The 21,631-nt window shown below is 36.7% G+C and carries 30 protein-coding genes and 1 other RNA gene; 22 read left to right on the top strand and 9 right to left on the bottom strand.

The genetic code is table 11. The features are described 5' to 3' along the window. The first annotated feature begins 3 nt into the window (after window positions 1–3). The 6 genes from VMY36_02075 to VMY36_02050 all read left to right on the top strand — a co-directional run bounded on the left by VMY36_02075 (window position 4) and on the right by VMY36_02050 (window position 5,172). Complete coding sequence (locus tag VMY36_02075) at window positions 4–621, top strand: RecX family transcriptional regulator (protein ID HUV42673.1); 618 nt, start codon at window positions 4–6, stop codon at window positions 619–621. 174 nt (window positions 622–795) lie between these two features. Then, entirely contained in the window at window positions 796–2,184 is a 1,389-nt protein-coding gene (gene rny / locus VMY36_02070) for a ribonuclease Y (protein HUV42672.1), read from the top strand. A gap of 115 nt (window positions 2,185–2,299) precedes the next feature. Then, on the top strand, window positions 2,300–2,572 hold the full coding sequence (locus VMY36_02065; GenBank protein ID HUV42671.1) for an HU family DNA-binding protein: 273 nt from the start codon (window positions 2,300–2,302) through the stop codon (window positions 2,570–2,572). Between the two features lie 36 nt (window positions 2,573–2,608). After that, on the top strand, window positions 2,609–3,592 hold the full coding sequence (locus VMY36_02060; protein HUV42670.1) for an ATP-binding cassette domain-containing protein: 984 nt from the start codon (window positions 2,609–2,611) through the stop codon (window positions 3,590–3,592). Further along, window positions 3,585–4,382 carry an ABC-2 family transporter protein gene (locus VMY36_02055; protein HUV42669.1) on the top strand — a complete coding sequence of 266 codons (798 nt, stop codon included), beginning with the start codon at window positions 3,585–3,587 and terminating at the stop codon, window positions 4,380–4,382. The genes VMY36_02060 and VMY36_02055 overlap by 8 nt, the downstream gene beginning before the upstream one ends. Before the next feature lie 4 nt (window positions 4,383–4,386). Next, window positions 4,387–5,172: an ABC-2 family transporter protein gene (locus tag VMY36_02050; protein HUV42668.1), complete on the top strand. Its 786-nt coding sequence runs from the start codon at window positions 4,387–4,389 to the stop codon at window positions 5,170–5,172. Between the two features lie 2 nt (window positions 5,173–5,174). Here the strand turns inward: VMY36_02050 and VMY36_02045 are convergent, their stop codons facing one another. After that, window positions 5,175–6,068 (bottom strand): hypothetical protein, encoded by an 894-nt coding sequence (locus VMY36_02045; protein ID HUV42667.1) that lies wholly within the window; start codon window positions 6,066–6,068, stop codon window positions 5,175–5,177. A 50-nt stretch (window positions 6,069–6,118) separates the two neighbouring features. After that, the gene (locus VMY36_02040; protein ID HUV42666.1) at window positions 6,119–6,514 is read right to left on the bottom strand and encodes a nucleoside triphosphate pyrophosphohydrolase; all 396 of its coding nucleotides are present in this window, start codon (window positions 6,512–6,514) and stop codon (window positions 6,119–6,121) included. A gap of 57 nt (window positions 6,515–6,571) precedes the next feature. Between VMY36_02040 and VMY36_02035 the strand changes: the two genes are divergently transcribed. The 3 genes from VMY36_02035 (at window position 6,572) to miaB (ending at window position 8,874) form a co-directional block, all read left to right on the top strand. Then, window positions 6,572–7,165 (top strand): CPBP family intramembrane glutamic endopeptidase, encoded by a 594-nt coding sequence (locus VMY36_02035; protein HUV42665.1) that lies wholly within the window; start codon window positions 6,572–6,574, stop codon window positions 7,163–7,165. A gap of 171 nt (window positions 7,166–7,336) precedes the next feature. Beyond that, entirely contained in the window at window positions 7,337–7,729 is a 393-nt protein-coding gene (locus VMY36_02030) for a hypothetical protein (protein ID HUV42664.1), read from the top strand. An 86-nt stretch (window positions 7,730–7,815) separates the two neighbouring features. After that, window positions 7,816–8,874, top strand: coding sequence for a tRNA (N6-isopentenyl adenosine(37)-C2)-methylthiotransferase MiaB (gene miaB / locus VMY36_02025; GenBank protein HUV42663.1), 1,059 nt, complete (start codon window positions 7,816–7,818; stop codon window positions 8,872–8,874). A gap of 9 nt (window positions 8,875–8,883) precedes the next feature. Here miaB and VMY36_02020 read toward each other — a convergent pair whose 3' ends face one another. The 3 genes from VMY36_02020 to VMY36_02010 are packed head-to-tail and all read right to left on the bottom strand — an operon-like array spanning window position 8,884 to window position 9,988. Next, window positions 8,884–9,267, bottom strand: a complete 384-nt coding sequence (locus VMY36_02020; protein HUV42662.1) for a cupin domain-containing protein — start codon at window positions 9,265–9,267, stop codon at window positions 8,884–8,886. A 36-nt stretch (window positions 9,268–9,303) separates the two neighbouring features. Next, complete coding sequence (locus VMY36_02015) at window positions 9,304–9,888, bottom strand: DNA alkylation repair protein (protein HUV42661.1); 585 nt, start codon at window positions 9,886–9,888, stop codon at window positions 9,304–9,306. Continuing rightward, window positions 9,797–9,988 carry a hypothetical protein gene (locus tag VMY36_02010; protein HUV42660.1) on the bottom strand — a complete coding sequence of 64 codons (192 nt, stop codon included), beginning with the start codon at window positions 9,986–9,988 and terminating at the stop codon, window positions 9,797–9,799. Before VMY36_02010 ends, VMY36_02015 begins: the two co-directional genes overlap by 92 nt. Before the next feature lie 19 nt (window positions 9,989–10,007). Here VMY36_02010 and miaA point away from each other — a divergent pair, with 19 nt between their 5' ends. The 7 genes from miaA (at window position 10,008) to VMY36_01975 (ending at window position 14,562) form a co-directional block, all read left to right on the top strand. Then, window positions 10,008–10,919 (top strand): tRNA (adenosine(37)-N6)-dimethylallyltransferase MiaA, encoded by a 912-nt coding sequence (gene miaA, locus VMY36_02005; protein HUV42659.1) that lies wholly within the window; start codon window positions 10,008–10,010, stop codon window positions 10,917–10,919. Then, window positions 10,912–11,898: an AI-2E family transporter gene (locus tag VMY36_02000; GenBank protein HUV42658.1), complete on the top strand. Its 987-nt coding sequence runs from the start codon at window positions 10,912–10,914 to the stop codon at window positions 11,896–11,898. Before miaA ends, VMY36_02000 begins: the two co-directional genes overlap by 8 nt. Window positions 11,899–11,946: 48 nt before the next feature. Further along, an RNA gene (gene rnpB / locus VMY36_01995) (RNase P RNA component class A) lies at window positions 11,947–12,240 on the top strand. A 65-nt stretch (window positions 12,241–12,305) separates the two neighbouring features. Further along, complete coding sequence (locus tag VMY36_01990) at window positions 12,306–13,049, top strand: undecaprenyl-diphosphate phosphatase (protein ID HUV42657.1); 744 nt, start codon at window positions 12,306–12,308, stop codon at window positions 13,047–13,049. 26 nt (window positions 13,050–13,075) lie between these two features. Next, window positions 13,076–13,567, top strand: coding sequence for a hypothetical protein (locus VMY36_01985; protein HUV42656.1), 492 nt, complete (start codon window positions 13,076–13,078; stop codon window positions 13,565–13,567). Beyond that, window positions 13,567–14,103 carry a cytidylate kinase family protein gene (locus VMY36_01980; GenBank protein ID HUV42655.1) on the top strand — a complete coding sequence of 179 codons (537 nt, stop codon included), beginning with the start codon at window positions 13,567–13,569 and terminating at the stop codon, window positions 14,101–14,103. The genes VMY36_01985 and VMY36_01980 overlap by 1 nt, the downstream gene beginning before the upstream one ends. A 39-nt stretch (window positions 14,104–14,142) precedes the next feature. Further along, window positions 14,143–14,562, top strand: coding sequence for a hypothetical protein (locus VMY36_01975; GenBank protein ID HUV42654.1), 420 nt, complete (start codon window positions 14,143–14,145; stop codon window positions 14,560–14,562). A 110-nt stretch (window positions 14,563–14,672) separates the two neighbouring features. Here the strand turns inward: VMY36_01975 and VMY36_01970 are convergent, their stop codons facing one another. Both VMY36_01970 and VMY36_01965 read right to left on the bottom strand, forming a co-directional pair. Next, window positions 14,673–14,813 (bottom strand): DUF5679 domain-containing protein, encoded by a 141-nt coding sequence (locus VMY36_01970; GenBank protein ID HUV42653.1) that lies wholly within the window; start codon window positions 14,811–14,813, stop codon window positions 14,673–14,675. Between the two features lie 68 nt (window positions 14,814–14,881). Continuing rightward, on the bottom strand, window positions 14,882–15,172 hold the full coding sequence (locus tag VMY36_01965) for a hypothetical protein (GenBank protein HUV42652.1): 291 nt from the start codon (window positions 15,170–15,172) through the stop codon (window positions 14,882–14,884). Window positions 15,173–15,229: 57 nt separating this feature from the next. Between VMY36_01965 and VMY36_01960 the strand changes: the two genes are divergently transcribed. Genes VMY36_01960 through secF form a run of 6 tightly spaced genes read left to right on the top strand, consistent with a single transcriptional unit; the run spans window position 15,230 to window position 19,886 of the window. After that, window positions 15,230–15,703 carry a DUF4446 family protein gene (locus VMY36_01960; protein HUV42651.1) on the top strand — a complete coding sequence of 158 codons (474 nt, stop codon included), beginning with the start codon at window positions 15,230–15,232 and terminating at the stop codon, window positions 15,701–15,703. After that, window positions 15,700–16,860 (top strand): DUF3048 domain-containing protein, encoded by a 1,161-nt coding sequence (locus tag VMY36_01955; GenBank protein ID HUV42650.1) that lies wholly within the window; start codon window positions 15,700–15,702, stop codon window positions 16,858–16,860. The genes VMY36_01960 and VMY36_01955 overlap by 4 nt, the downstream gene beginning before the upstream one ends. Before the next feature lie 20 nt (window positions 16,861–16,880). Further along, window positions 16,881–17,471, top strand: a complete 591-nt coding sequence (locus VMY36_01950) for a hypothetical protein (protein ID HUV42649.1) — start codon at window positions 16,881–16,883, stop codon at window positions 17,469–17,471. Beyond that, window positions 17,471–17,674 (top strand): AbrB/MazE/SpoVT family DNA-binding domain-containing protein, encoded by a 204-nt coding sequence (locus VMY36_01945; GenBank protein ID HUV42648.1) that lies wholly within the window; start codon window positions 17,471–17,473, stop codon window positions 17,672–17,674. Before VMY36_01950 ends, VMY36_01945 begins: the two co-directional genes overlap by 1 nt. After that, a complete protein-coding gene (gene secD / locus VMY36_01940) occupies window positions 17,671–19,017 on the top strand; it encodes a protein translocase subunit SecD (GenBank protein HUV42647.1) in 1,347 nt (448 codons plus the stop codon). Before VMY36_01945 ends, secD begins: the two co-directional genes overlap by 4 nt. Beyond that, window positions 19,014–19,886, top strand: a complete 873-nt coding sequence (gene secF, locus VMY36_01935; GenBank protein HUV42646.1) for a protein translocase subunit SecF — start codon at window positions 19,014–19,016, stop codon at window positions 19,884–19,886. Before secD ends, secF begins: the two co-directional genes overlap by 4 nt. A 2-nt stretch (window positions 19,887–19,888) precedes the next feature. Here the strand turns inward: secF and VMY36_01930 are convergent, their stop codons facing one another. Further along, window positions 19,889–20,203 carry an RNHCP domain-containing protein gene (locus VMY36_01930; GenBank protein HUV42645.1) on the bottom strand — a complete coding sequence of 105 codons (315 nt, stop codon included), beginning with the start codon at window positions 20,201–20,203 and terminating at the stop codon, window positions 19,889–19,891. A gap of 11 nt (window positions 20,204–20,214) precedes the next feature. After that, entirely contained in the window at window positions 20,215–21,624 is a 1,410-nt protein-coding gene (locus VMY36_01925) for a CCA tRNA nucleotidyltransferase (protein HUV42644.1), read from the bottom strand. Window positions 21,625–21,631: the final 7 nt, after the last annotated feature.

Here is a 21,631-nt window from a genome sequence, read left to right as displayed (position 1 = left end):
TCAGTGCCCCAAGTAACCAAAATCAAAGCCCAAAAAAACAAAAAGCGTGTCAATCTTTATCTTGATGGCAAATTCTTTTTTGGTTTAGATGCTGATAATTTTTTAAAAGCCCGTTTAAAAATTGGCCAAAAATTAAATCAAAAACAAATAGATGATTTAATTTTTAAGAATGAATTTCAAAAATTACTGGATAGGGCTTTTCGTTTAATCTCCAGGCGACCTCGATCTGAAAAAGAAATCAGCAATTATTTTAAGAAAAAGAAATCATCTTCAAAAGTAGCCGAAAAAGTAATTGCTAAATTAAAAGAATTAAAACAAATAGATGATCGGGAATTTGCCCGTTGGTGGGTTGATCAAAGAACGAGTTTTCGGCCCCGAGGCAAGTATGGTCTAACCATGGAATTGCGTCAAAAAGGAATTGATAAGGCTGTTATTAAAGAAACGGTTGAGAGTGTCAGTGAATTGCGTTTGGCTGAAGAATTAGCCCAAAAGAAATTAAAGACTTATAAAAACCTGTCCAAAAATGAATTTTATCGAAAAATGTCGGCTTTTTTGGCTCGGCGCGGTTTTTCTTGGGAAGTAATTAGAACAGTTATTGCGAAATACTTAGAAAACTGGTAAAATAAAGTTGTTGAAATTCAGTTATTATTAGTTTTTTTGGCGAAGTTGGTATTACGAATCATGGCTTCTAAAAAATGTAGATTATATCTAAATTTGATATAAACCGTTATCTTCTAACGGCCATTTTCCGTTGCCAAAAGCCAAATCGCCAATGATTATTAATATGGAGGTTTTATGGGATTATTAGATAATTTATTAACAAAAGCTTTAGATGAAGAAAAGGCAACTCAAAAAAGTGGGGAAAAAGTAAAATCGATAAAAAAAGTGAACAGTAAAAAAATCGCTAAAGAGCTGGCAACTAAAATTGCAGAAATTGAAAGAAGAGAAGGGGCTTTAGAGGAAAAAGAAAACCAGCTTGATAAGCGCCAAAAAGATTTGGATAAGAAATTAACTGAAGTTGAAGAAATAAGAAAAAAAGAAATTGCTAAATTAGAAAAGATTGCCGAATTAACTCGTGAGGAAGCAAAAAATCTTTTATTGGAAGCAACTGAGAAACGTCTAGCTGAAAGTATGGCTCGCAAAGTCAAAGAAGCGGAAGAAGAAGTTGAAGAGACAGTTGAAGAGAAAGCCAAAGAGTTATTGGTTGAAGCCATGCAGCATGGAGCAACTGATTATGTGGCCGAATACACGGTTTCTTCGGTTCAACTACCGAGTGAAGAATTGAAAGGCAGGGTGATTGGTCGTGAAGGTAGAAACATTCGTGCTTTTGAACAGGCTACGGGAGTGGAGATTGAATTAGGTGATGCTAATGACATTATTATTTCTTCTTTTGATTCAATTCGCCGGGAAATTGCCAAAAGAGCTTTGCAAAAATTAGTTAGAGATCAGAGAATTCAACCAGCCAGAATTAAAGAAGTTGTTAGTCAAACTAAGAAAGAGGTTGAGAAGATTATGTTCGAGGAAGGTAAAAGGCTTTGTCATGCGGTTGATGTTTATCGACTTCATCCTGATCTAATTAAACTTCTAGGCCGTTTCAAATTCAGATTTTCTTATGGTCAAAACATGATTGCTCATACTCTTGAAGAAACCAAAATTGGTCTTCAAATTGCTCATGAAGTTGGGGCCGATGTTAATATCATCCGTTTGGGTTGTCTCCTCCACGATATTGGCAAAGTGGTTACTGAAGAAGAAGGTACCCATGTCCAGTTAGGAGTTGATTTGGCCAAGAAATACAGTATTCCCAAAGAAGTGATTGCTTGTATTGCTGAACATCATGAAGATAAACCTTTTTCGTCAGCTGAATCGCGGATTATTTGGGTTGCTGACGCTATTTCCGGTTCCCGACCAGGTGCTAGATACGCCGCTCATGAAGAATATGTGAAGCGGATGGAGGGAATTGAAGAAATCGCTAACAAGTTCGAGGGAGTTGAGGAAGCTTTTGCTTATCAGGCCGGCCGGGATGTTCGGGTGATGGTTAAACCGGAAGAAGTTAGTGATGACGAACTGGTAGTTTTAGCTAATAAGATTGCCCAAAAATTAGAAGAAAAAGTTACCTATGCTGGCCAGATTAAGGTGACTTGTATCCGCGAGACTTCCGCCAGTGAGACGACTAAAGCAAAATAATTAACTAATCAATAAACAAAAAGGCCGAATTAGCTTGACAATCTTCTTATTTTAAGCTATCCTTTAGAGGAATCTCCTGCTCACCATTTAAGAGTGGTAAAAAGGAGGTGAATTTATGACTAAAAAACAAATTGTGACTTTAGTAGCGACTAAGGCCCATTTGACTAAAAGGGCTTCTCGAGAGGCAATTGACACTTTTTTAACTGAAATTGCTAATGCTTTAAAAAAGGGTGATAAAGTCGTTCTTTCTGGTTTTGGTACTTTTCGAGTTGCTAAGGTTAAAGAAAAGTCAGTTATTGTTCCTGGAAGCGGTGAAAAGAAAATGGTTAAAAGTCATCGGGCTCCTAGATTTTCTCCAGGAAAACCATTAAAGAAGGCGGTCAGGTAATTTTTCTCCTTCAGATATGTTAAACTTTAAACTGCAGTGGCAGCAATTCAAGTTTCTCGTCTAAAAAAATTCTATCGAGTTCATCAGAAAGAACCGGGATTAACCGGTTCAGTTAAATCTCTTTTTAAGAGAAAATACGTTGATGTTAAGGCGGTTAATAATATTTCCTTTTCTATTGATGAGGGTGAGTTAATTGGTTTTATTGGTCCTAATGGGGCAGGCAAAACAACAACTTTAAAGTGTCTTTCGGGATTACTTTATCCTAGTTCGGGTAAGATTTCGGTTTTGGGTTTTGATCCTTGGGAGAGAAAACCAGAATTTCTCAAACAAATTGCTTTAGTCATGGGACAAAAAAATCAGCTTTGGTGGGATTTGCCAGCCATGGAAACTTTTTTATTGAATAAGGAGATTTATGGAATTTCTGATGAGCAGTTTGAAAAAACTTTAGACGAACTGACTCGGTTACTTGAGGTTAAAGATCTCCTTAGGGTCCAAGTGAGAAAACTTTCCTTAGGTCAGAGAATGAAATGTGAATTAGTGGCGGCTTTACTTCATTCACCCAAGGTACTTTTTCTTGACGAGCCAACGATTGGTCTTGATGTGGTCATGCAAAAAAGGATGCGTGACTTTATTAAAGAATACAACCGGAGCTCCAAATCAACCATTATCCTCACCTCTCATTACATGAGTGATGTTAAAGAACTTTGCCAGCGAGTCATTATTATTGATAAGGGCAAAATTGTTTTTGACGGTCAGCTTAGGGAAATTACTAAAAAATATGCTGACCATAAACAAATCTCAATTATTTTAGCTAAAGAGGTGGATCCTAAAAAATTAGAAGCGATAGGGAAGGTGAAGGAATTTAATTATCCAGAGTTAATTCTTACTGCTAAGAGGAATGAGGTTTCGATGATTGCGGCCAGAGCTTTGGATAAATTACCGGTAGCTGATCTGAATATCGAAGAACCGGCGATTGAAGATATTATTCGAGAATTATTCACCGGTAAGAAGTATGGCTAAGTATTTTCAGTTAATTAAAAATACGCTTGAAGAATATTTTGTTTACCGTTTAAACTTTGTTCTTTGGCGGTTTCGCAGTTTTGTTCTTTTTTTGACTCTTTTTTTCTTCTGGGCCGCTATTTATCAAGGCCGGGGTGAAATTTTTGGCTACCAAAAAGCCCAAATGTTGACTTACGTGATTGGGATTGCCTTTTTAAGGGGATTGGTAATGTCTAATCGAAGTACTGATCTTGAAGCCGATATTTATAGTGGCAAGATTAATAGTTTTCTGGTCAAACCTTTGTCTCTTAGAAGCTTTTACTTTACTCGCGATCTGGCTGACAAACTTTTGAATCTTTCTTTTGTTTTAGTTGAGATTGGTCTGGTTCTTTATCTTTTTAAACCGCCTTTTTGGTTCCCTCAAAATCCGCTTAATCTCCTCTTTTTTATTCTCTTGATTTTCTTATCAGCCTTTCTTTTTTTCTTTATTAATTTGATTGCTTGTTCTTTAGCTTTTTGGACAGAATCTACTTGGGCGCCGCGCTGGTTAATTATGTTGGTGGTGGTTGAATTTATGTCTGGAGCTTTTTTCCCGATTGACATTTTGCCTTATTGGCTAACCCGCTTTATTCTCGCCACTCCCTTTCCTTATTTAATTTATTTTCCTTTAAAAGTTTGGTTGGAACAAGTTTCAACAATCGAAATAATCAGAGTGACGGGGATGATGATTTTCTGGTTAGTGATGATGTTTTATCTTTCGCGATTAGTTTGGCGAAAAGGTTTAAGGCATTACTCTGCCTGGGGAGGTTAAATTAATGAAACGCTTGACTAAAATTTGGCTTTTAATGGCTAAAAATGCAGCCCAAGAGCAATTACTGACTTCATCGTCAGGTTTTTTCTTTATTACTGGTAAGGTTTTGAGATTTCTTTTTATGATTGTCTTTTTGCTAGTAGTTTTATCCCAAACAAAAACTCTGGCCGGTTATTCTCGCGAACAAGTAATTTTATTCTTTTTAATTTTTAACATCGTTGATATCTTTACCCAGTTTTTATTTCGAGGCGCTTACCATTTCCGATCTCTGATTACTTCAGGTAATTTTGATTTAGATTTATTAAGACCTCTGCCTTCTTTTTTCCGACCAATTTTTGGTTACACCGATATTTTGGATTTAATCACTTTAATTCCTCTTTTGATTTTCTTTGTTTGGTTTATCTTTTCCCAACAACTCTTTGCTGGTTTTAATCACTTATTTTTAGCGATGCTTCTTTTGTTTAATAGTTTTATCTTGGGTTTTTCTTTTCATCTTTTTGCTTGCAGCGTTGGTATCATTACTATGGAAGTAGACCATTTACTTTGGATTTATCGTGATATGACCGGTATGGCTCGTTTTCCGACTGATATTTATAGGGAAGTAATTAGATGGGTTTTAACTTTTACCATTCCCGTGGTTTTTCTTTTTACAATTCCCACTAAAGCCTTAATGGGCTTAATTTCTTGGCCTTGGGTAGTCGCTGCCTTTTTGGTTAACGGTTTGTTTTTATGGGGGTCACTTCGTCTTTGGCGTTATGCTCTGACTCAATATTCTAGCGCTAGTAGTTAGTTTTACTTTTCTTCGATTAGCTCTTTTCTTAATTCCCTTCTTGTTTGAGGCGAAGTAGTGAATAGTTTAAGAATAGTGACTAATCTTTTTCTTTGTTGGGCTAAAACTTGTTTTTTTCTTTCATAGGGAATCATAAACTGCCATTCTGGGTGTTTTGAAACAATTGCTTGAAAGACTCGCCAACCAATTTCTTTAATTTCTTCATCATTATTCCTTTGGCCAAGGACCACTAACCACGAAGCCACTGTCGCCGCTCGGTGAGGGTTACCTGCTTGGTCGGTGACTATTAATTTATTAAACTCTTCAAGTAAAGCCTCTCGGTCAAATTCAGCTCCCCGATTAAGTCGACTTAGTTCTAGTTCTATTTTAATCAAGGGTTTAGTTAAATGGCCATCAAGAAGAGTCTTGTAAGTTTCTTCTAAGAGTCTTTCTCCGTATTCAATTAAAGAGGCTTCCTCTTCGCCAGTAAAAAGGACGGAAGCGACTTTGGCGGTTTTAGCAACATCTCTTTGCATTTCCGGGAGAAAATTATGATCTCTACCTCGATGGTCTTGACTAACATCACTAATCGCTGTCACAAAATTTTCGTCTCTGTAAACAGAATTGATTGTCTCAGTTGCTTCAGCAAGTGGTTTTAAGATTCCTGGCGGAAAGATTCTTTCATTAGCAACACTTTTTAGAGAATCTACGTGAAGTCTGATTAAACAACCAAGAATGGCTCGCTGTTCTGGGTCTTCACAAATCTGAGCGATCTCTTCTGAATCAAGAGGATTTTCAGGAAAACCTAAGGCATAAGCAGCCACCTCGGCTGCTTCAATCACATTATTATTTTTTCTAAGATATTCAGATGCTTCAATCGCTTGTTCGTCAAGTCGTCTGACAGCTTCAAGACTCATAACCCTATAATATCAGAATTAGCTTTAAAAGGCAATTAAAAAAAAAGAATTCACTTGTTTTTGATTTTAGGATATTTTTTAGGGTGAGAGAGGTAATAATCAAGCCATTGGTGATTGTTTTCTAATTCAATCTTTTCGATATAAAGCCTTTTTCTAAAAGAACTTGATTTTTTATTTTCTTCTCTTTGTTTTGTTTTAATTTCCTTTTTTGAAGATTTTAAAGTTTTGATTAAAGTATCAATAATCTCTTGAAGATCAGCAATTTCCTTAATAATTTTTTCCTTATCTTTGACAGGTATTAGTTCTTTGGCTTCTTCAAGAATCTTCTTTTTTAATTGGCTAATAAAATCCTTATCATTCAAAACTCGATAACTAGCATTTTCATTAGCAATCATTCTTTGAGCGATTTTATCTCTAACTAATTTAGCCACTTTGAATTGATACATGGTTTGATTTTATCACAAGAGTAAAATAAAGAGCCTTAAAATGGTAAAATTGTCACAATGAAGAAATATTTGATTATTTTATTATTTTCAATCTTTCCCTTTCTTCTTATAAAAGATTTGCCTTTAATGTGGGTCAGATATTTTTTTGTCACTATTTTTGTAATTTTTCTTTTTTATCAGACTTTTACAAAATACAATTTTAAACAGCTTGGTTACTTTAAGCCGACTAAGCAAGATTATCTTTTTTTTCTTCCTATGATCCCGTTTTCATTTTTACTTTTGATGTTGTTTATTAGATTTAAACTTTCCTATTTCTGCCCGCCTGAACCATTAACTATCCTAGAAAAAATACCAACTTGGTTATATTTGTTAATTTATGCTTTAATTAATACTCCTGTTCAAGAAGTCATCTATCGGCCATTTCTTATAAATCACTTAGAAATGGTTCTGAAAAACAAAAAACTCATTTTTATTTTAAGTGTAACTTTATTTTCTTTACTTCACCTTGCTTGGGGAGCACAGCTTGTTTTAGGTTCCTTCTTTTTTGGTATTTATGTAGTCTGGTGGTTCATGAAAACAAGAAATGTTGTTTTTATTACAATTGCTCATATTTTAATAGGATTAATAATAATGTATTTTTGTTTTATATGAAATATTTTATTAAAACTTTTGATTGTCGGATGAGTGAAATGAATGATGAAGAAACCGATTCGATTTTTTGAAAAAATTATTATCCATTCTTGATTAAAAATATAGAAGGAGTTATTATAACTAATATAATAAGTAGTAAATCAATTTTTTAGTTAAAGAGGAGGTAATAGAATGACTGAATACGGAGAAGACCAGGAAGCTTTAGAGAAGGCAGTAGGGGAATTCCGAGAAGCTGAGGTTATTTGGTCTGGACCTAGAAATGCTTTGAAAAATCCCGATCTTTCCGAATTTAATAGAAAAGCTTATGAGAAGCAAGTGAGGGAAAATTGGCGAAAAATGCATAAAATAGCCGCTCAACATGGATTAGTTGTTGGTGGTGAAATAGGCACACTTTTTTGGGAGAGAGTTGTTGAGTTTGATCCAGGTGCTTACGACGTCAGAGAAGGAGAAACCTTGAGAGCTGGTGATAAGGGAATTGTTACAAAAGCAGAAATTGGTAAATATACTCCTGAAGGGTATGAGAGGATTTCCAAAGCAAAAATTGCTCCATGCGTAGAAAAATGAGTCAACTCATTAAAATCCTTCCTTTTTCACCCAAAATTTCCCTCAGATAAGTATTTAAATGATTGAGATTTCGAGAGTTAAGAATTATGTTAAAACTAAAAACTTATTTCATTCAAACTTTTGGCTGTCAGATGAATGAGGCGGATTCAGAAAGAATGGCTGGTGTTTTTGAGAAAAAAGGTTATCAGTTAGCCAAGAAAATTGAAAAGGCTGAGGTTATTGTAATTAATACTTGTTCAGTTCGAGAATCAGCTGAAAACAGAGTTTTTGGTTTAATCAATAATCTTAGTCAGCAAAAAAAGAAAGATCAAAAAATTATTGTAACTGGTTGCATTCTTGGCTCGGCTCTAGGTGAGAAACGACGTTACACCTTGCGTCAATTGAAAAAGAAGTTACCCCAAGTTGACGAATTTAAAACTATTGAAGAATTAGTCACCTCTGAAAAAGTTAAGCCTAAGAGAAAAAAGAAAGTTAGTGCTTTGGTTTCGATTATGGAAGGTTGTGATAATTTTTGTTCTTATTGTGTTGTTCCTTATGCTCGAGGTAAAGAAATTAGTCGGCCTTTTGAAGAAATTATTGGTGAGGTAGAGACATTGGCTAAAAGAGGCTACCAGGAAATTATTCTGTTAGGCCAAAACGTTAATAGTTATGGTAAGGGCCTTAAGCCAGAGAGGAAATTTAGTGATTTACTTCGTCAACTTCACGAGATAAAGGGAATTAAGAAAATTTCTTTTCTTACTTCCAATCCTTGGGATTTAACTGATGACATTATTGAAGCCATGAGTTTGCCAAAGATTAGTCGGGAACTTCATTTGCCAGTTCAGTCTGGTGATAATCAGATTTTGAAGAAGATGAATCGACCCTACACGGCCTTTCAATATTTAAAATTAGTTGTAAAAATCAAAAAGAAAATTCCTAATATTCAGATAAGTACTGATATTATTGTCGGTTTTCCTGAAGAAACTAGAGAAGCTTTTGAGAATACGGTTAAACTCTGCCAAAAAGTCGGTTTTGTTAAAGCCTACATTGCTAAATATTCATCGAGACCCGGTACGACAGCTTTTAAATTAAAAGACAATGTTTTGCCAAAAGAGAAAAAACAACGGTGGCAAATTTTAGAGAAATTGATTAACAAAAAATCCTAAGTTGTTACCTTAATGTCCTTCATGCTCAGCGGCGTCTGCTTCCTCTTTTGTTTTATGAACGGTTCCCTCAGGATGATTGGGTGGGGAATAGATTGTATAAAGTTTAAGGGCTTCAGTCTCTGAGTTGTTAATAACATTGTGTTGACTGCCGGCGGGAACAATAATCGCATCGCCATCGCCAATAAGAGATTCTTCCCCATCAATAATTACCTTTGCTTCCCCTTCTTCAATTCGAAAAAATTGGTCCACTTGAGAATGGACTTCCATCCCGATCTCTTCTTTTGGTTTTAGACTCATTACCACCAACTGGCAGTATTTACCTGTAAAAAGGACTTGCCTAAAGTTAGTATTTTTTTCGGTAATCTCCTCTATTTTTCCTACGTATCCTGTCATTATTTATCACCTCCTTTATTTTCAACAACTATTTTATCATTTTTTCGCAACCAGTCTTTTCTGAACGGCTTCACTGGTTAATTCTCGCAAAGCATCATTAGCAATCCATTTAGCACTTTTAGAGTCCATCTTTTGGATTTGTTTGGCGACAACAATTGCTTTCTTGTTCAAAACAATATTTCTTTTACCAATCTGTCTTAAGGCCCAATTGATCGCTTTTCTAATAAAATTTCTTTGATCATCAGCTTCTCTTTTGATAATGGGAAAAAATTGCTCAAACTTTTTATTATTGGCTTCTTTATCATGAACTGACAAACAAGCTATCATCACCAACCCCACTCCTTTAATAAATTCTTCTTTTCTTTTGCTCCATTCAAAGGCTTTTGAATAGGCAAATTGAGTTTTATCAAAAAGATTACTGCAAATTGAATCACAAACACCCCAAGAATCAAAATCATTAACCCATTTTTCCATTTGTCTTTTTGTAACCTTATTTGGTTTTCCAACTAACCCAGCCAGAATTCTTGCTTCATAAATTCCAGAATCCCAAAGCTGTTGGGATATTTGATGATCTTTGCCAATCTGTTTCGCTATTTTCTTTAAAAAAAGGCATAGTAACACCATAAATATTTTTAGAATTAATCCCAAAACGAATCATTCCCTCAACATTCTTGGGATTGGAGAGGGATTTTAGCTTTTTGATAATTTTTCTGGACTCCATTTGCTAAAATATAACATAAATGAATAAGCTTCTTATTATTTGCGGGTTAACCGCTACTGGAAAAACAGCTCTTGCTGTTAGTTTGTCAAAAAAGTTTAAAGGTGAGTTGATTTCGGCTGATTCTCGTCAGGTTTATCAGGGTTTGGATATTGGGACGGGTAAAGATCATCCTGAAACAGTTAAAATTCATCTGGTTGATGTGGTCAAACCCGACCAGGAATTTAGTGTTTCTAAATATTATCGTTTAGTGTGGCAAGTAATTAAAAAGATTTGGAAAAAAGACAAACTGCCAATCTTAGTGGGTGGCACTGGTTTTTATATTAAAGCTGTGATCGATAGTTTAGCTACCAAAGATATTCCTCCTAATCCTCGGATTCGTGAAGGCATGAAGGATTGGTCTCCTAAAAAACTTTATCAATATTTAGAAGAGCTTGATCCAATTAAAGTGGCTTCTTTAAATCAGTCTGATCGTCAGAATCCTAGGCGCTTAATCCGAGCGATTGAGATTGTGGCTTGGAAAAAGGAAAACCCTGATTGGCAGCCAAAAAAACATCAAAAACCATCAGTTTTGTTTATTGGTTTAAAAACTGACTACAAAAAACTCTACAAACGAATAGATAGGCGAGTGAGAGAACGAGTCAAAGAGGGAGCCGAAAAAGAAGTTAAAGATTTAATTGATCAAGATTATTCTTGGGATTTGCCAGCCATGAACGCCATGGGTTATCTTCAATGGAAACCTTTTTTTGAAGGAAAAGTTAATCGAGAAACCGTTATTGAACGTTGGCAGATGGCCGAACACGCTTTTGCTCGTCGGCAAATGACTTGGTTTAAAAAAGATAAACGAATTAATTGGTTTGACATTAATCAAAAAGGATGGGAAAATAAGGTAGAAGATTTAGTTGAAAAATGGTACTCTAAAAACGATGCCTAAGAAAATTGAAATTTCTCATCGAACGATTATCTTCACCGCTGCTTTTTTAATTCTTCTCGGTTTACTTTGGCAAATAAGACAAATAATTATTGGTTTATTTGTTGCTTTAGTTTTAATGACGGCCATTAATCCCACGATTGACCGTTTGGAGAAAATGAAAGTTCCTCGGATTTTGGGAATTATTTTAGTTTATATTTTAATTTTGTTTATTATCGGTCTGGTAATTGCTGGTGTGATTCCACCCTTGGTTGATCAAACTTCAACTTTAATTGCCAATACCCCAAAATTCATTGAGGATCTACGTATTCCTAATATTGATCAGCGAATTATAGAGAGTCAGATTCAACAACTAGGTTCAGTCCCAGCTAATCTTGTTAAAATAAGTGTGGGAATTTTAACTAATGTTGTGGCGATTGTCGCCCTCCTAGTGATTACTTTCTACCTTCTTTTAGAAAGAAAAAATCTTAATCGTTATCTCCATATTCTTTTTGGTGGTGATGGCGAGAGAAGGGCAGAGAAATTTATTGATGCCATGGAAGAGAAAATTGGTGGTTGGATAAGAGCCCAAATGGTTTCCATGATAATTATTGGAGTAATGTCCTATTTGGGACTGCGTTTACTGGGGATTGAATTTGCCTTGCCTTTAGCGCTTTTAGCCGGACTTTTTGAGGTCGTTCCCAATATTGGGCCAGTAGCGGCTTCAATACCAGCTATCTTAGCCGGCATAACTGTTTCGCCATTAATGGCTTTAGCAGTTGCCGCTCTCTATTTTTTAATTCAACAGATTGAAAGTACCTTTATTTATCCTCAAATCGTTGGCAAAGAAGCTGGCGTTAATCCTTTAATAATAATCATTTCTTTAACAATTGGCTTTAAACTTGGCGGTATTTTAGGGGCAGTTTTAGCGGTCCCTTGTGTTTTGTTAATTCAAGTAATTACTTCAGAATTTTTTTCTTCCGAAAAATTTAACCGGTTTTAGCTCAAAAACTGGATTTTTTCGCTTTTTTATGCTAAAATAACCCCGTTCCTAAAAAACTGGCAGCTACCCGCTTAAGGCGGGAGGAAAGTCCGGACAGCCGAAGACAGGGTGGGCGCCGAAAGGCGTCACTCCATGCGCCTGGTCGTATGGAGCTAGATAGGGCCACAGAGACAACAACTCATCTTAAACCTAATTGGTTTGAGATAGAGGGTGAAAAGAGGTAACCCTCCCCGCTGCAACCTCCGAAGGGTGCGTTATTAGGCGTCTTCCCAAGCACCAAAGTTCGAGGGCCTAGACAGATGGCTGCTAAAACAGAATCCGGCTTACGGGTTTTTTAGGAACAACAAGGAAACCACCGTCAGGTGGCTTTCTTGTTTTAAAGAGAGAAATTTAATAGAATTGGGCTAATGAGTTACCTTCAGGCAATCATTCTTGGTCTTGTCCAGGGTTTAACAGAATTCCTACCGATTTCTTCTTCAGGTCATTTGGTTATCTTCCAAAAACTCTTTGCTCTACCCGAACCCCCGGTTTTATTTGATATTTTAGTTCATCTTGGCACTCTAGGAGCGATTATTTTTTATTTTAGAAAAGAGTGGTTAAAGATTTCTAAGAAAACCATTTACTTGATTATTGTCGGCACAATTCCCGCCGCTATCGTTGGTCTTTTTCTCCAAAATTATATTACTCAAATTTTCAATTCATTAAGATTAGTGGGATTGGCTTTATTATTTACCAGTGTTTTGCTTTTTCTCACTTATCGATTTAAATCATTAAACCGCCAGTTTGATAAATTAAACTGGCGAGATGCTCTTTTTATTGGTATTTTCCAAGCCTTGGCGATTATTCCTGGAATCTCTCGTTCAGGGGCAACAATTGTTTCTGCTTTAGGACGCAAGACAGAAAGAAAAACGGCTTTTCGATTCTCTTTTTATTTAGTCGTGCCTGCCATTCTAGGCGCTTTGGTTTTACAAATTCCGGATTTGATTTATTCACCTTGTGGCTATTTGGGACAAGGTGTTCTGGGAATGATAATTGCCGGCATTATTGGCTATTTTGCTTTAAAGATTTTGGAAAGAGTCTTGATGAAGGCCAAGTTTTGGTTTTTTGGTTTTTATTGTCTGGTCATTGGTTTGATTGTTTTTTTTAGTTAGTTTTTAAAAGGAGGTGAATTTTCTCGATGAATAAAAAGATTTTTTTGTTTTTAGGAATAATTTTAGTTTTAGTAGTTGTTATAGGTGGCGTGGCTTTATATTGGTCAATGAAATCTAGCTCATCTTTAGCTGAATCTAGTCCGTTACCCACACCGTTGATGAGTCCTGAAGCAACACTTGAGCCAGTCGCCTTACCAGCACCAACAGCTTCAACCAAAGCGACTAAATCAGACCTTGAGCAAATAAAAGAGGCTTTTGCCGAGGAATATAGTAAACCCCTTAATGATGTTAATGTCACGATGAGTGATAATACAGGTACTTATGCTAAAGGCGGCGTTAGTTTTGCTGGTGAAATAGGTGGTGGTTGGTGGCTGGCTTACAATGATGGTAGTGACTGGATTATTGTCGCTGATGGTAACGGTACGGTGATGTGTGAGGAGATTGAACCTTATTATTTCCCAGTTGATATGGTACCTGAATGTTGGAATGAGGCAACCAGTGAATTAATTGAACGCTAATGAAATATAAAAACATTGCCGTGACTGGCAAAATCATTGCTTCGGGTTCAACTACTTTGGCTTGGGAATTGGCCAAAAAACTTGGTTGGCGGTTTCATACGGCCGGAGAAATTTTTCGCCAGTACTGTCAGAAAAAAAGTTGGCCAATTGAGCGATACCAAGATGTCCCTGAAGAAATTGATAAAGAAGTGGATGAAAAAGCCAAAAAAATGATGGAGAAAGAAGAAAAGATTGTTTATGAGGGTTGGTTAGCTGGTTGGTTGACTAGAGAAATGCCTCATGTTTTCCGGGTTCTTTGTGTGGCTCCTTTAGAAGTTCGGATTAAAAGATTTGCCCAGAGAGAAAAAGTTTCTCTTAAAGAAGCCAGAGAAAAAGTTACTTTTCGTGACAAAACGACCATAGAAAAACACCAACGGCTTTACAAAATTAAAGATCAATTTGATAAAAACTATTTTCATTTAATTGTTGAAACAGACAAGATGACACCCAAAGAAGAAGTCAAACTTGTTTTTAGTAAGCTTGGTTGGAAAAGTTGAATTCACTTATTTTTTTCTTTAGTATAGTAGGGTAGACTAATGCCAATTGAGCCTTTAATTAAAACTACTAAAATTCCCAAGAAAACTAAAAGTTTAATAGAGAAATTTACTGATCTTGTTTCTTGTTTTTTGGGTAGTTGGTGGGCAGTTATCTTTCATACTCTTTGGTTTAGTCTTTGGTTGATTCTTAATTTTGATATTAATCTATTAACTTTCAGTGTTTCTTTGGAAGCAATTTTCATTGGCATCTTTCTTTTAATGTCCGCTAATAAAGCAGAAGTAAAAAGAGATTTGCAAGAAGCTAGACAAAGAAAACGAGACAGAAAGAGAATAGAACACGACATTAAACTTGATGAGAAAGCCGATAGACAATTAACGGAGATTAAACGAGTTCAAAAAGATTTAGCCAAGGAAATGACCAGACTGAGAAAAGAATTAGCTAAGCTTCAGAAAAATTAAAAATAATAGAATAGTATAATTTTTTAGGGGACAAAAAATATTCTTAACTAAAAAAACCCAACCCCAAGAAGAGCTGGGTTTTAAAAGTTACAACTTTTCAGAGAGAAGGCTTAGCCTCCGATTCTGAACATAGTTGTGCCGCATACCTCACAAACTGCCTTTCTGGCTGGTTTGCCGTTCTTCATAGTAACTTTCTGAACGTCCTTGCCGTTTCTTTTAGCGCGACACTTTACACAATAAAAGTCTGCCATAGATTCTTTTCACCTCCTCTCAATTAAGTTAAATATTTTTTATTTTCGGGCAGGAGAAATTTTCAAGCCTACCTTAAGGCTAAGTATAACATAAATTCAAGGCTAATAACAGCTAGACTTAAAATCAGGGTTTTAACTAGGTCGTGCCTGATTAGGCTTGGTTCAAAAGAAAGGATAGAAATATCGGTCTTTTTCAGGGAAAGCTTTTTTTCAGCCTTGATTTTTTTGGGCTGGGAAATTGCCTCTTGACTAGGTTCGGATTCTGTGTTTTTTGAAGCTGGGACTTGACTCTTTTTAGCTAACTCTCTTTTTAGCTGGAGAATAATCTTTTCCTGTCTGGTTTTCCGTTTTTTTGCCATTTTTCCTAGATTGACAATAACATTGAACCTGTTTAAAATCAAGTTGATAAGGTAAGAATGTTACTCAATTTTGATCAACTTCTTATTGTTTTAATAGGTATCATTTTTGTTTGGCTGATTGCCTTGAGCTTTCTTTTTTACAAATTTTTATCACCTTTATGGAAGTTGACCAAAGGAATAACTAAGAAAGATTTGAAGAGCGTTTTAGAGAAATTATTTAAAGATTTTGACAAACAAACCAAAGAAATTGATAAACTAGTTAGGATTGCAGAAGAATTAGAAAAGAATAATTTGTATAATATTCAAAAAGTTGGTTTAGTGCGCTATAATCCTTTTGCAGAGACTGGCGGAGATCAAAGTTTTTGTTTATCATTATTAGATGGAAGAGGCAATGGCTTGGTTATTTCAAGTTTGCACAGTCGAGATACTACCAGGATTTATGCCAAGCCAGTCAAAAAGAGTAAAGCCGCTGGTTATGACTTATCGGCCGAGGAAAAACAAGCAATTAAAAAAGCAAAAAGAATAAGATGAGTTTAAATAAAAAGAAATTAACGATGATCATTGGTGGTCTTCTTTTATATTTAGCTTCAACAGGAGTTTCTTACGCTGCCTTTCATTTTATTGTCAGTCCTGCTCCTAGTATGATTTCACCTTTGGCTGTCGATGAAGCCAGATCAAGGGTTGACTTAACCGCGCCTAAGACAGAAGCTTGTCCTCTTAATGGTCAACTATTCACTAAAGGAGAAAAGGGAATTTGGGAGGGTCGACGACCTTTAACCATTATGATTGAGAATCATGCTGATTCTCGGCCTCAATCCGGTCTTTCTAAAGCTGATGTTGTTTACGAAGCCGTAGCCGAGGGAGGGATTACCCGCTTCTTAGCCGTTTACTATTGTGGGGCAGTAGCTGAAGATTTTATCATTGGTCCAGTTCGCTCGGCCCGGACTTACTTTATGGATTTTACTTCAGAGTATGGCGACTATCCTCTTTATACTCATGTTGGTGGGGCTAACAAACCAGGTCTAGCCAATGCTTTAGGCCAGATTGCTGATTATGGCTGGCTAGCTAAGGGTAATGACATGAATCAATTTTCTCTTGGTTTTCCTACTTTTTGGCGTGATTATGAGCGCTTAGGACGACCGGTGGCGACCGAACACACAATGTATTCCACCGCCGATAAACTCTACGCAATCGCTCATGATCGGGGTCTTGATGCCAAAGATGATGAGGGTAATCAATGGGACAAAGATTGGCAGTCTTGGGAATTTAAAGACGACGCTCAGGATAAAGGTGATGTTGATAAGATTGAGTTTAGTTTTTGGAGTGGCCAGCAAGAGTATGGAGTGGATTGGCAATATGATCAAGGGAATAATCAATATCTGCGTTTTAATGGTGGTCAGGAACATAAGGACTTGGACTATGATAAGCAGTTAATTGCTAAGGTGGTCGTGGCTCAGTTTATGATTGAAAAAGGTCCGATTGATGAGTTGAAGCATTTACTCTATACGACCACCGGTACAGGTAAGGCCTTGGTTTTTCAAGATGGGCAGGTAATCCAGGCGACCTGGAACAAAGCCAATCGTAAGACAAGAACGATTTTCAAAGATGCTAAGGGAGAAGAGATTAAGTTCAATCGTGGTCCTATCTGGATTGAGACTCTTCCAGTTGGCAACGAAGTTAGTTATTAAAAAACCTGCCCGGAGGCACCATGCTTAAAGATTTAATGGTTTCCAAAGTCCGGGTCAAGCTTCTTCAGACCTTTCTTTATCAACCTGATGAGATTTTCTATGTTCGCCAGTTAGTAAGAAAGATTAATGAGGAAATTAACGCCGTTCGGCGAGAATTGGCCCGAATGGAAAAAGCCGGTATGGCCAAGAAAGAATCTCGGGGTAACCGCCTTTATTACTTTTTTAACCGCGAATATCCTCTTTATGAAGAATTGCTGACGATGGTTAATAAAACCACTGGTTTAGGCAAAGAAATAATCAAGAATAAATCAAAGTTAGGCAGAATTAAATTAGTTATGTTCTCTGGTCGTTTTGCCCGTCGTTTACCTATCGAAGAAGGCGGAGTTGATCTTTTAATTGTCGGTGAAATTGATATGCAGGCTTTGGTTAAATTGGTTCGAGCTGAAGAAGCGAAATTGAACAGAGAAATTAATTACACGGTGATGACTAAGGATGAATTTAATTTTCGCAAGAAAAGGCGCGACCCCTTTTTACAGAGTATCCTTTTGGGTTCAAGAGTGATGATTATTGGTGACCAAGAAGACTTAGTAGCCAAATACGGAGAAGGATAGTGGGAAAACAAAAAATCATTAAAACTGGTAATAGTTTGGCGGTAACCATTCCTTCAGATTTTGTTAGAAATGTGGGGGTTAAAGCTGGCCAGACGGTTCAGGTTAAAGTTGAACCAGAAACCGGCAAGGTGACTTATTCTTTTAGCGGCACTCGCCAACTACCTTTAGTTTCTTTGACTAAGAGGAGAAAAGTTAAGAAATGAGAGATCGCCGTTATCTGCTCTGGCTGATTATTCTTCTGACCGTGGTGGCGATTTTTGTTGATTTACCCACGAGAATTCCCCTAAAGTTTAGTTTTAATGGTTTTAAAATAGATCAAGAACTTACCAGACCAATTTTAAATTTTCAGATTGGTAAATTCAGATTTTTTCGTGATTTAGAAGTTAAACAAGGCATTGATTTGGCTGGCGGCAGCCATTTAGTTTTTCAAGCGGAGATGAGTGGCATCGGCGAAGATAATCGAGAGGCAGCTTTGGAGGCGGCTAGAGAGAATATTGAAAGAAGAATTAATTTGTTTGGTTTAGCTGAAGCTTTAGTTCAGACTTCAAAATTGGGAGATAACTATCGTTTAATTGTTGAACTGCCTGGGGTGACTGATGTTGACCAAGCCGTTGATTTAATCGGCCAGACAGCTCAACTTGATTTTCGGGAATTAAGCCCTGAAGCCACGGCCGCGGCCACCCTTGAAGATTATCAAAAAACAGATTTAACCGGGGCGGATTTGAATGAAAGCCAAGTTCAGTTTGATCCTAATACAGGCGAACCAGTGGTTGGTTTGGAATTTAGTGATGAGGGGGCAAGAAAGTTCGGGGAGATAACAGCTAGGAATGTGGGTAAGCCAGTGGCCATCTTTCTTGATGAAATGCCGGTAACGATACCGCTAGTTAGGGAAAAAATTACTACCGGTAAAGCGGTGATTAGTGGTGAATTTACCACCGAAGAAGCTAAATTACTGGCAACCCAACTTAATGCTGGGGCTTTACCCATCCCCATTAAAATCGTTGAGCAAAGGAATGTAGGGGCAACTTTGGGCGCTGAGTCAGTCAAAAAGAGTGTTCAGGCAGGCTTAATTGGCTTATTAATGGTGATTTTGTTTATGGCGGCCTATTATGGCCGCTTAGGCATTTTAGCTGATATTGGTTTGATTATTTATGGTTTGATTACCTTAATGCTTTATAAATTAATTCCCGTGACTTTGACTTTACCGGGAATTGCGGGTTTCATTCTTTCTGTGGGGATGGCGGTTGATGCTAATATCTTGATTTTTGAGAGGATGAAAGAAGAGATTAGAGACGGTAAATCAAAATCACTGGCCATGGAATTAGGTTTTGGCCGGGCTTGGGATTCGATTCGGGATGCCAATGTGGCTACCTTGATTACCTGTTTTATTCTTTTTAATCCTTTTAGTTGGTCTTTTCTTAATACCTCGGGTATGGTGCGTGGTTTTGCTTTAACTCTTGGTTTGGGAGTTTTATTAAGTTTGTTTACTGGGGTGGTGGTTACTCGAACAATTTTAAGAACCTTTTCCGGGAAGGAGACACAATGATTGATTGGATGAAATATAAATGGCTTTACTTTGCCTTATCGGCCTTGGTTTTAGTCCCAGGGGTTGTTTCTCTGATTTTGTTTGGTTTAAGACCGGCGATTGATTTTACTGGTGGCAGTTTATTGGAATTGAAAGCCCAACAAGAATTGAATCCTAAAGAGATCGATCAATTACTGATTGAGAAAAACTTTGAGGTTTCAGCGATTCAAAAATCAGGTGAAAATCAAATTTTAATTCGTCTTCAGCCAATTGAAAAAAACCAAGCTGGAGAAATTCAATCAGCTATCAATGAAAGCTTTAGCCAAAAAACAGAAGAGATTCGTTTTGAAACGGTTGGGCCAACTTTAGGCAAAGAGTTGGTTAGGAAAACGATTTGGGCCATAATTTTAGCGGCTGGTTTTATTCTCGCTTATGTGGCTTGGCGGTTTAAGGATGTCAAATTTGGGGTTTGTGCTATTTTAGCGATGTTCCACGACACTTTTATTCTCCTTGGTAGTTTTTCTTTATTAGGCCATTTCTTAGGAGTTGAAATTGACACTTTGTTTGTAACCGCCCTGTTAACGATTCTTTCTTTTTCGGTTCACGACACGATTGTTGTTTATGACCGAATTCGAGAATCACAAAAATTATTACCAAGAACGCCTTTTAGAGAAATAGTTAATAAGGCAGTGACCGAAACCCTGAATCGATCAGTTAATAACTCGATGACCATTATCTTTATGTTAATTGCTTTGCTTTTATTAGGTGGCACGACGATTAGGTGGTTTGTTGCCGCTTTGTTGATTGGTACAATTTCTGGAACTTATTCTTCCACTTTTACGGCCGCACCACTATTAATTATTTGGGAAAAGTTTGCCAAAAGAAAGTGAATTTATTCTTTAATAGGGAGTGAGGAAATTTCAAGAAGTTTTTCTTGATTATCTTCTAGTGAGACCTTATTGAACCTTTGATAGCCACACTTTTGACAGCGATAGAGAATTTGCTGTTTGCCTTTTCTTTGAGTAATACCAATTGGTTCCATTAAACCATGGCAAGTTGCTTGCCTGTCTCCAGGGTTAATATCAACATGTTTGCTGAAAAGACAATGAGGACAATGATCAGTGTAACCAGCACCTTTTATTTTGAAACCACAAACATCACAGATAAAATCTTCAACCTTTTTAATAAATTTTTTCTTTGGGAGCATTTTGGAGTTGTTCAAGCTAGTTTTTTTCCAAGCTGTTTGATTCTTTTGAGAAGATAAGCGCGTTTATTTTTACTTTTATCTTCCTCAATCTCTTCAAATAGTTGGCTTAAAATCCTGCCCACAACTGGTCCAGGACGAATTCCCAGAATTTTCATAACATCTTGACCATTGACCTTGAGATCAGTAATAGAGAAAGGTTGTTTTTGAACCTCGACTAATTTTTTCTTAAATCTTTCAAACCGCCAGGAGGTTTCTCTGGCGCCACCGCCAACTCGGTCTGCTCGTCTTAATTCAAGCATATCGGTTAAGTTTTCCTTGCCAATATTTTTAATAAAACGCCTGATAGCTTTATCGGTTTGTCTTTCATCAACACTGAATTGGTGCCAACGGACTAGGGTAATCAATCTATTCTCATCCTTTTTAGAAAATTTTAGTCTTCGGGCAATGTTTCGGGCTAAATGGGTCCCAACCATTTCATGATTGTAGAAAGTAATAGTTCCTTTTTTATCTTTGTCAGCCACTAGTGGCTTGCCAACATCATGAATAAGAATCGCCAGGTTAACAACTGGATCTCTGGAATTACTAGCCTTAAGAGATTTAATGGCATGAGTGCCAACGTCGTCAAGATGATGCCGACCCGGGCTTTTTTGCTCAACCCCAAACATTTTTTTGACTTCAGGCAGAATTATTTCGGCTAAGCCAGAGTTTCTTAGGATTGAATAACCATCAGCCGCATGATCGCTGGTAAGAATCTTAAACAGTTCATCTCTAACTCTTTCCTTACTGATTTGATCGATTAACTGGTTGTTTTTCTTGATCGCTTGAAAAGTCTTTTTCTCGATGGTAAAACCTTGTTGGGCAGCAAAACGGATCGCTCGCATCATTCTTAGAGCGTCCTCAGAAAATCTTTTATCCGGATCACCTACGGCCTTGACAATTTTATTTTTAAAATCTTTTTGGCCATCAAAAAGGTCAATCAGCTCCAAAGATTTTTGATCCCACTGGCCATTTTTTAAGATTGGTCCAATGACAATGGCATTAAAAGTGAAATCCCTTCTTCTTAAGTCTTCTTCTAATTTTTTACCCCACTTAACTTCATCTGGTCTTCTTTTATCAGAATAGCCCCATTCTTTTCGATAAGTGGTAATTTCATAAACCTCTTCACCTCTTTTAGTTTTAAAAGGAATTCCGACCGTGCCAAAAGCATTATCGTAAAAAGAATCATCGAATAAAGCCTGGATAATTTTAGGGGTAGCCTTGGTTGTGAAATCACAGTCAATTGGAACTTTATTTTGAAGTAGACTTCTCACACCAGCACCGACCAAATAGATTTCATGGCCTTGGTCTGTAAATTTTTTAAAGACACTCAAAATTTCTTTAGGAATTTTTTTACTAAATTTTTCTGGGAGTTTTTGGCTCATTTCTATG

It is taken from the genome of Patescibacteria group bacterium, from assembly GCA_035529375.1.
Classification (GTDB): Bacteria; Patescibacteriota; Microgenomatia; order PFEM01; family JAHIFH01; genus DATKWU01.
The sequence above is the reverse complement of the archived record's forward strand: the minus strand, read 5'-3'. Positions and strand labels throughout refer to the sequence as shown.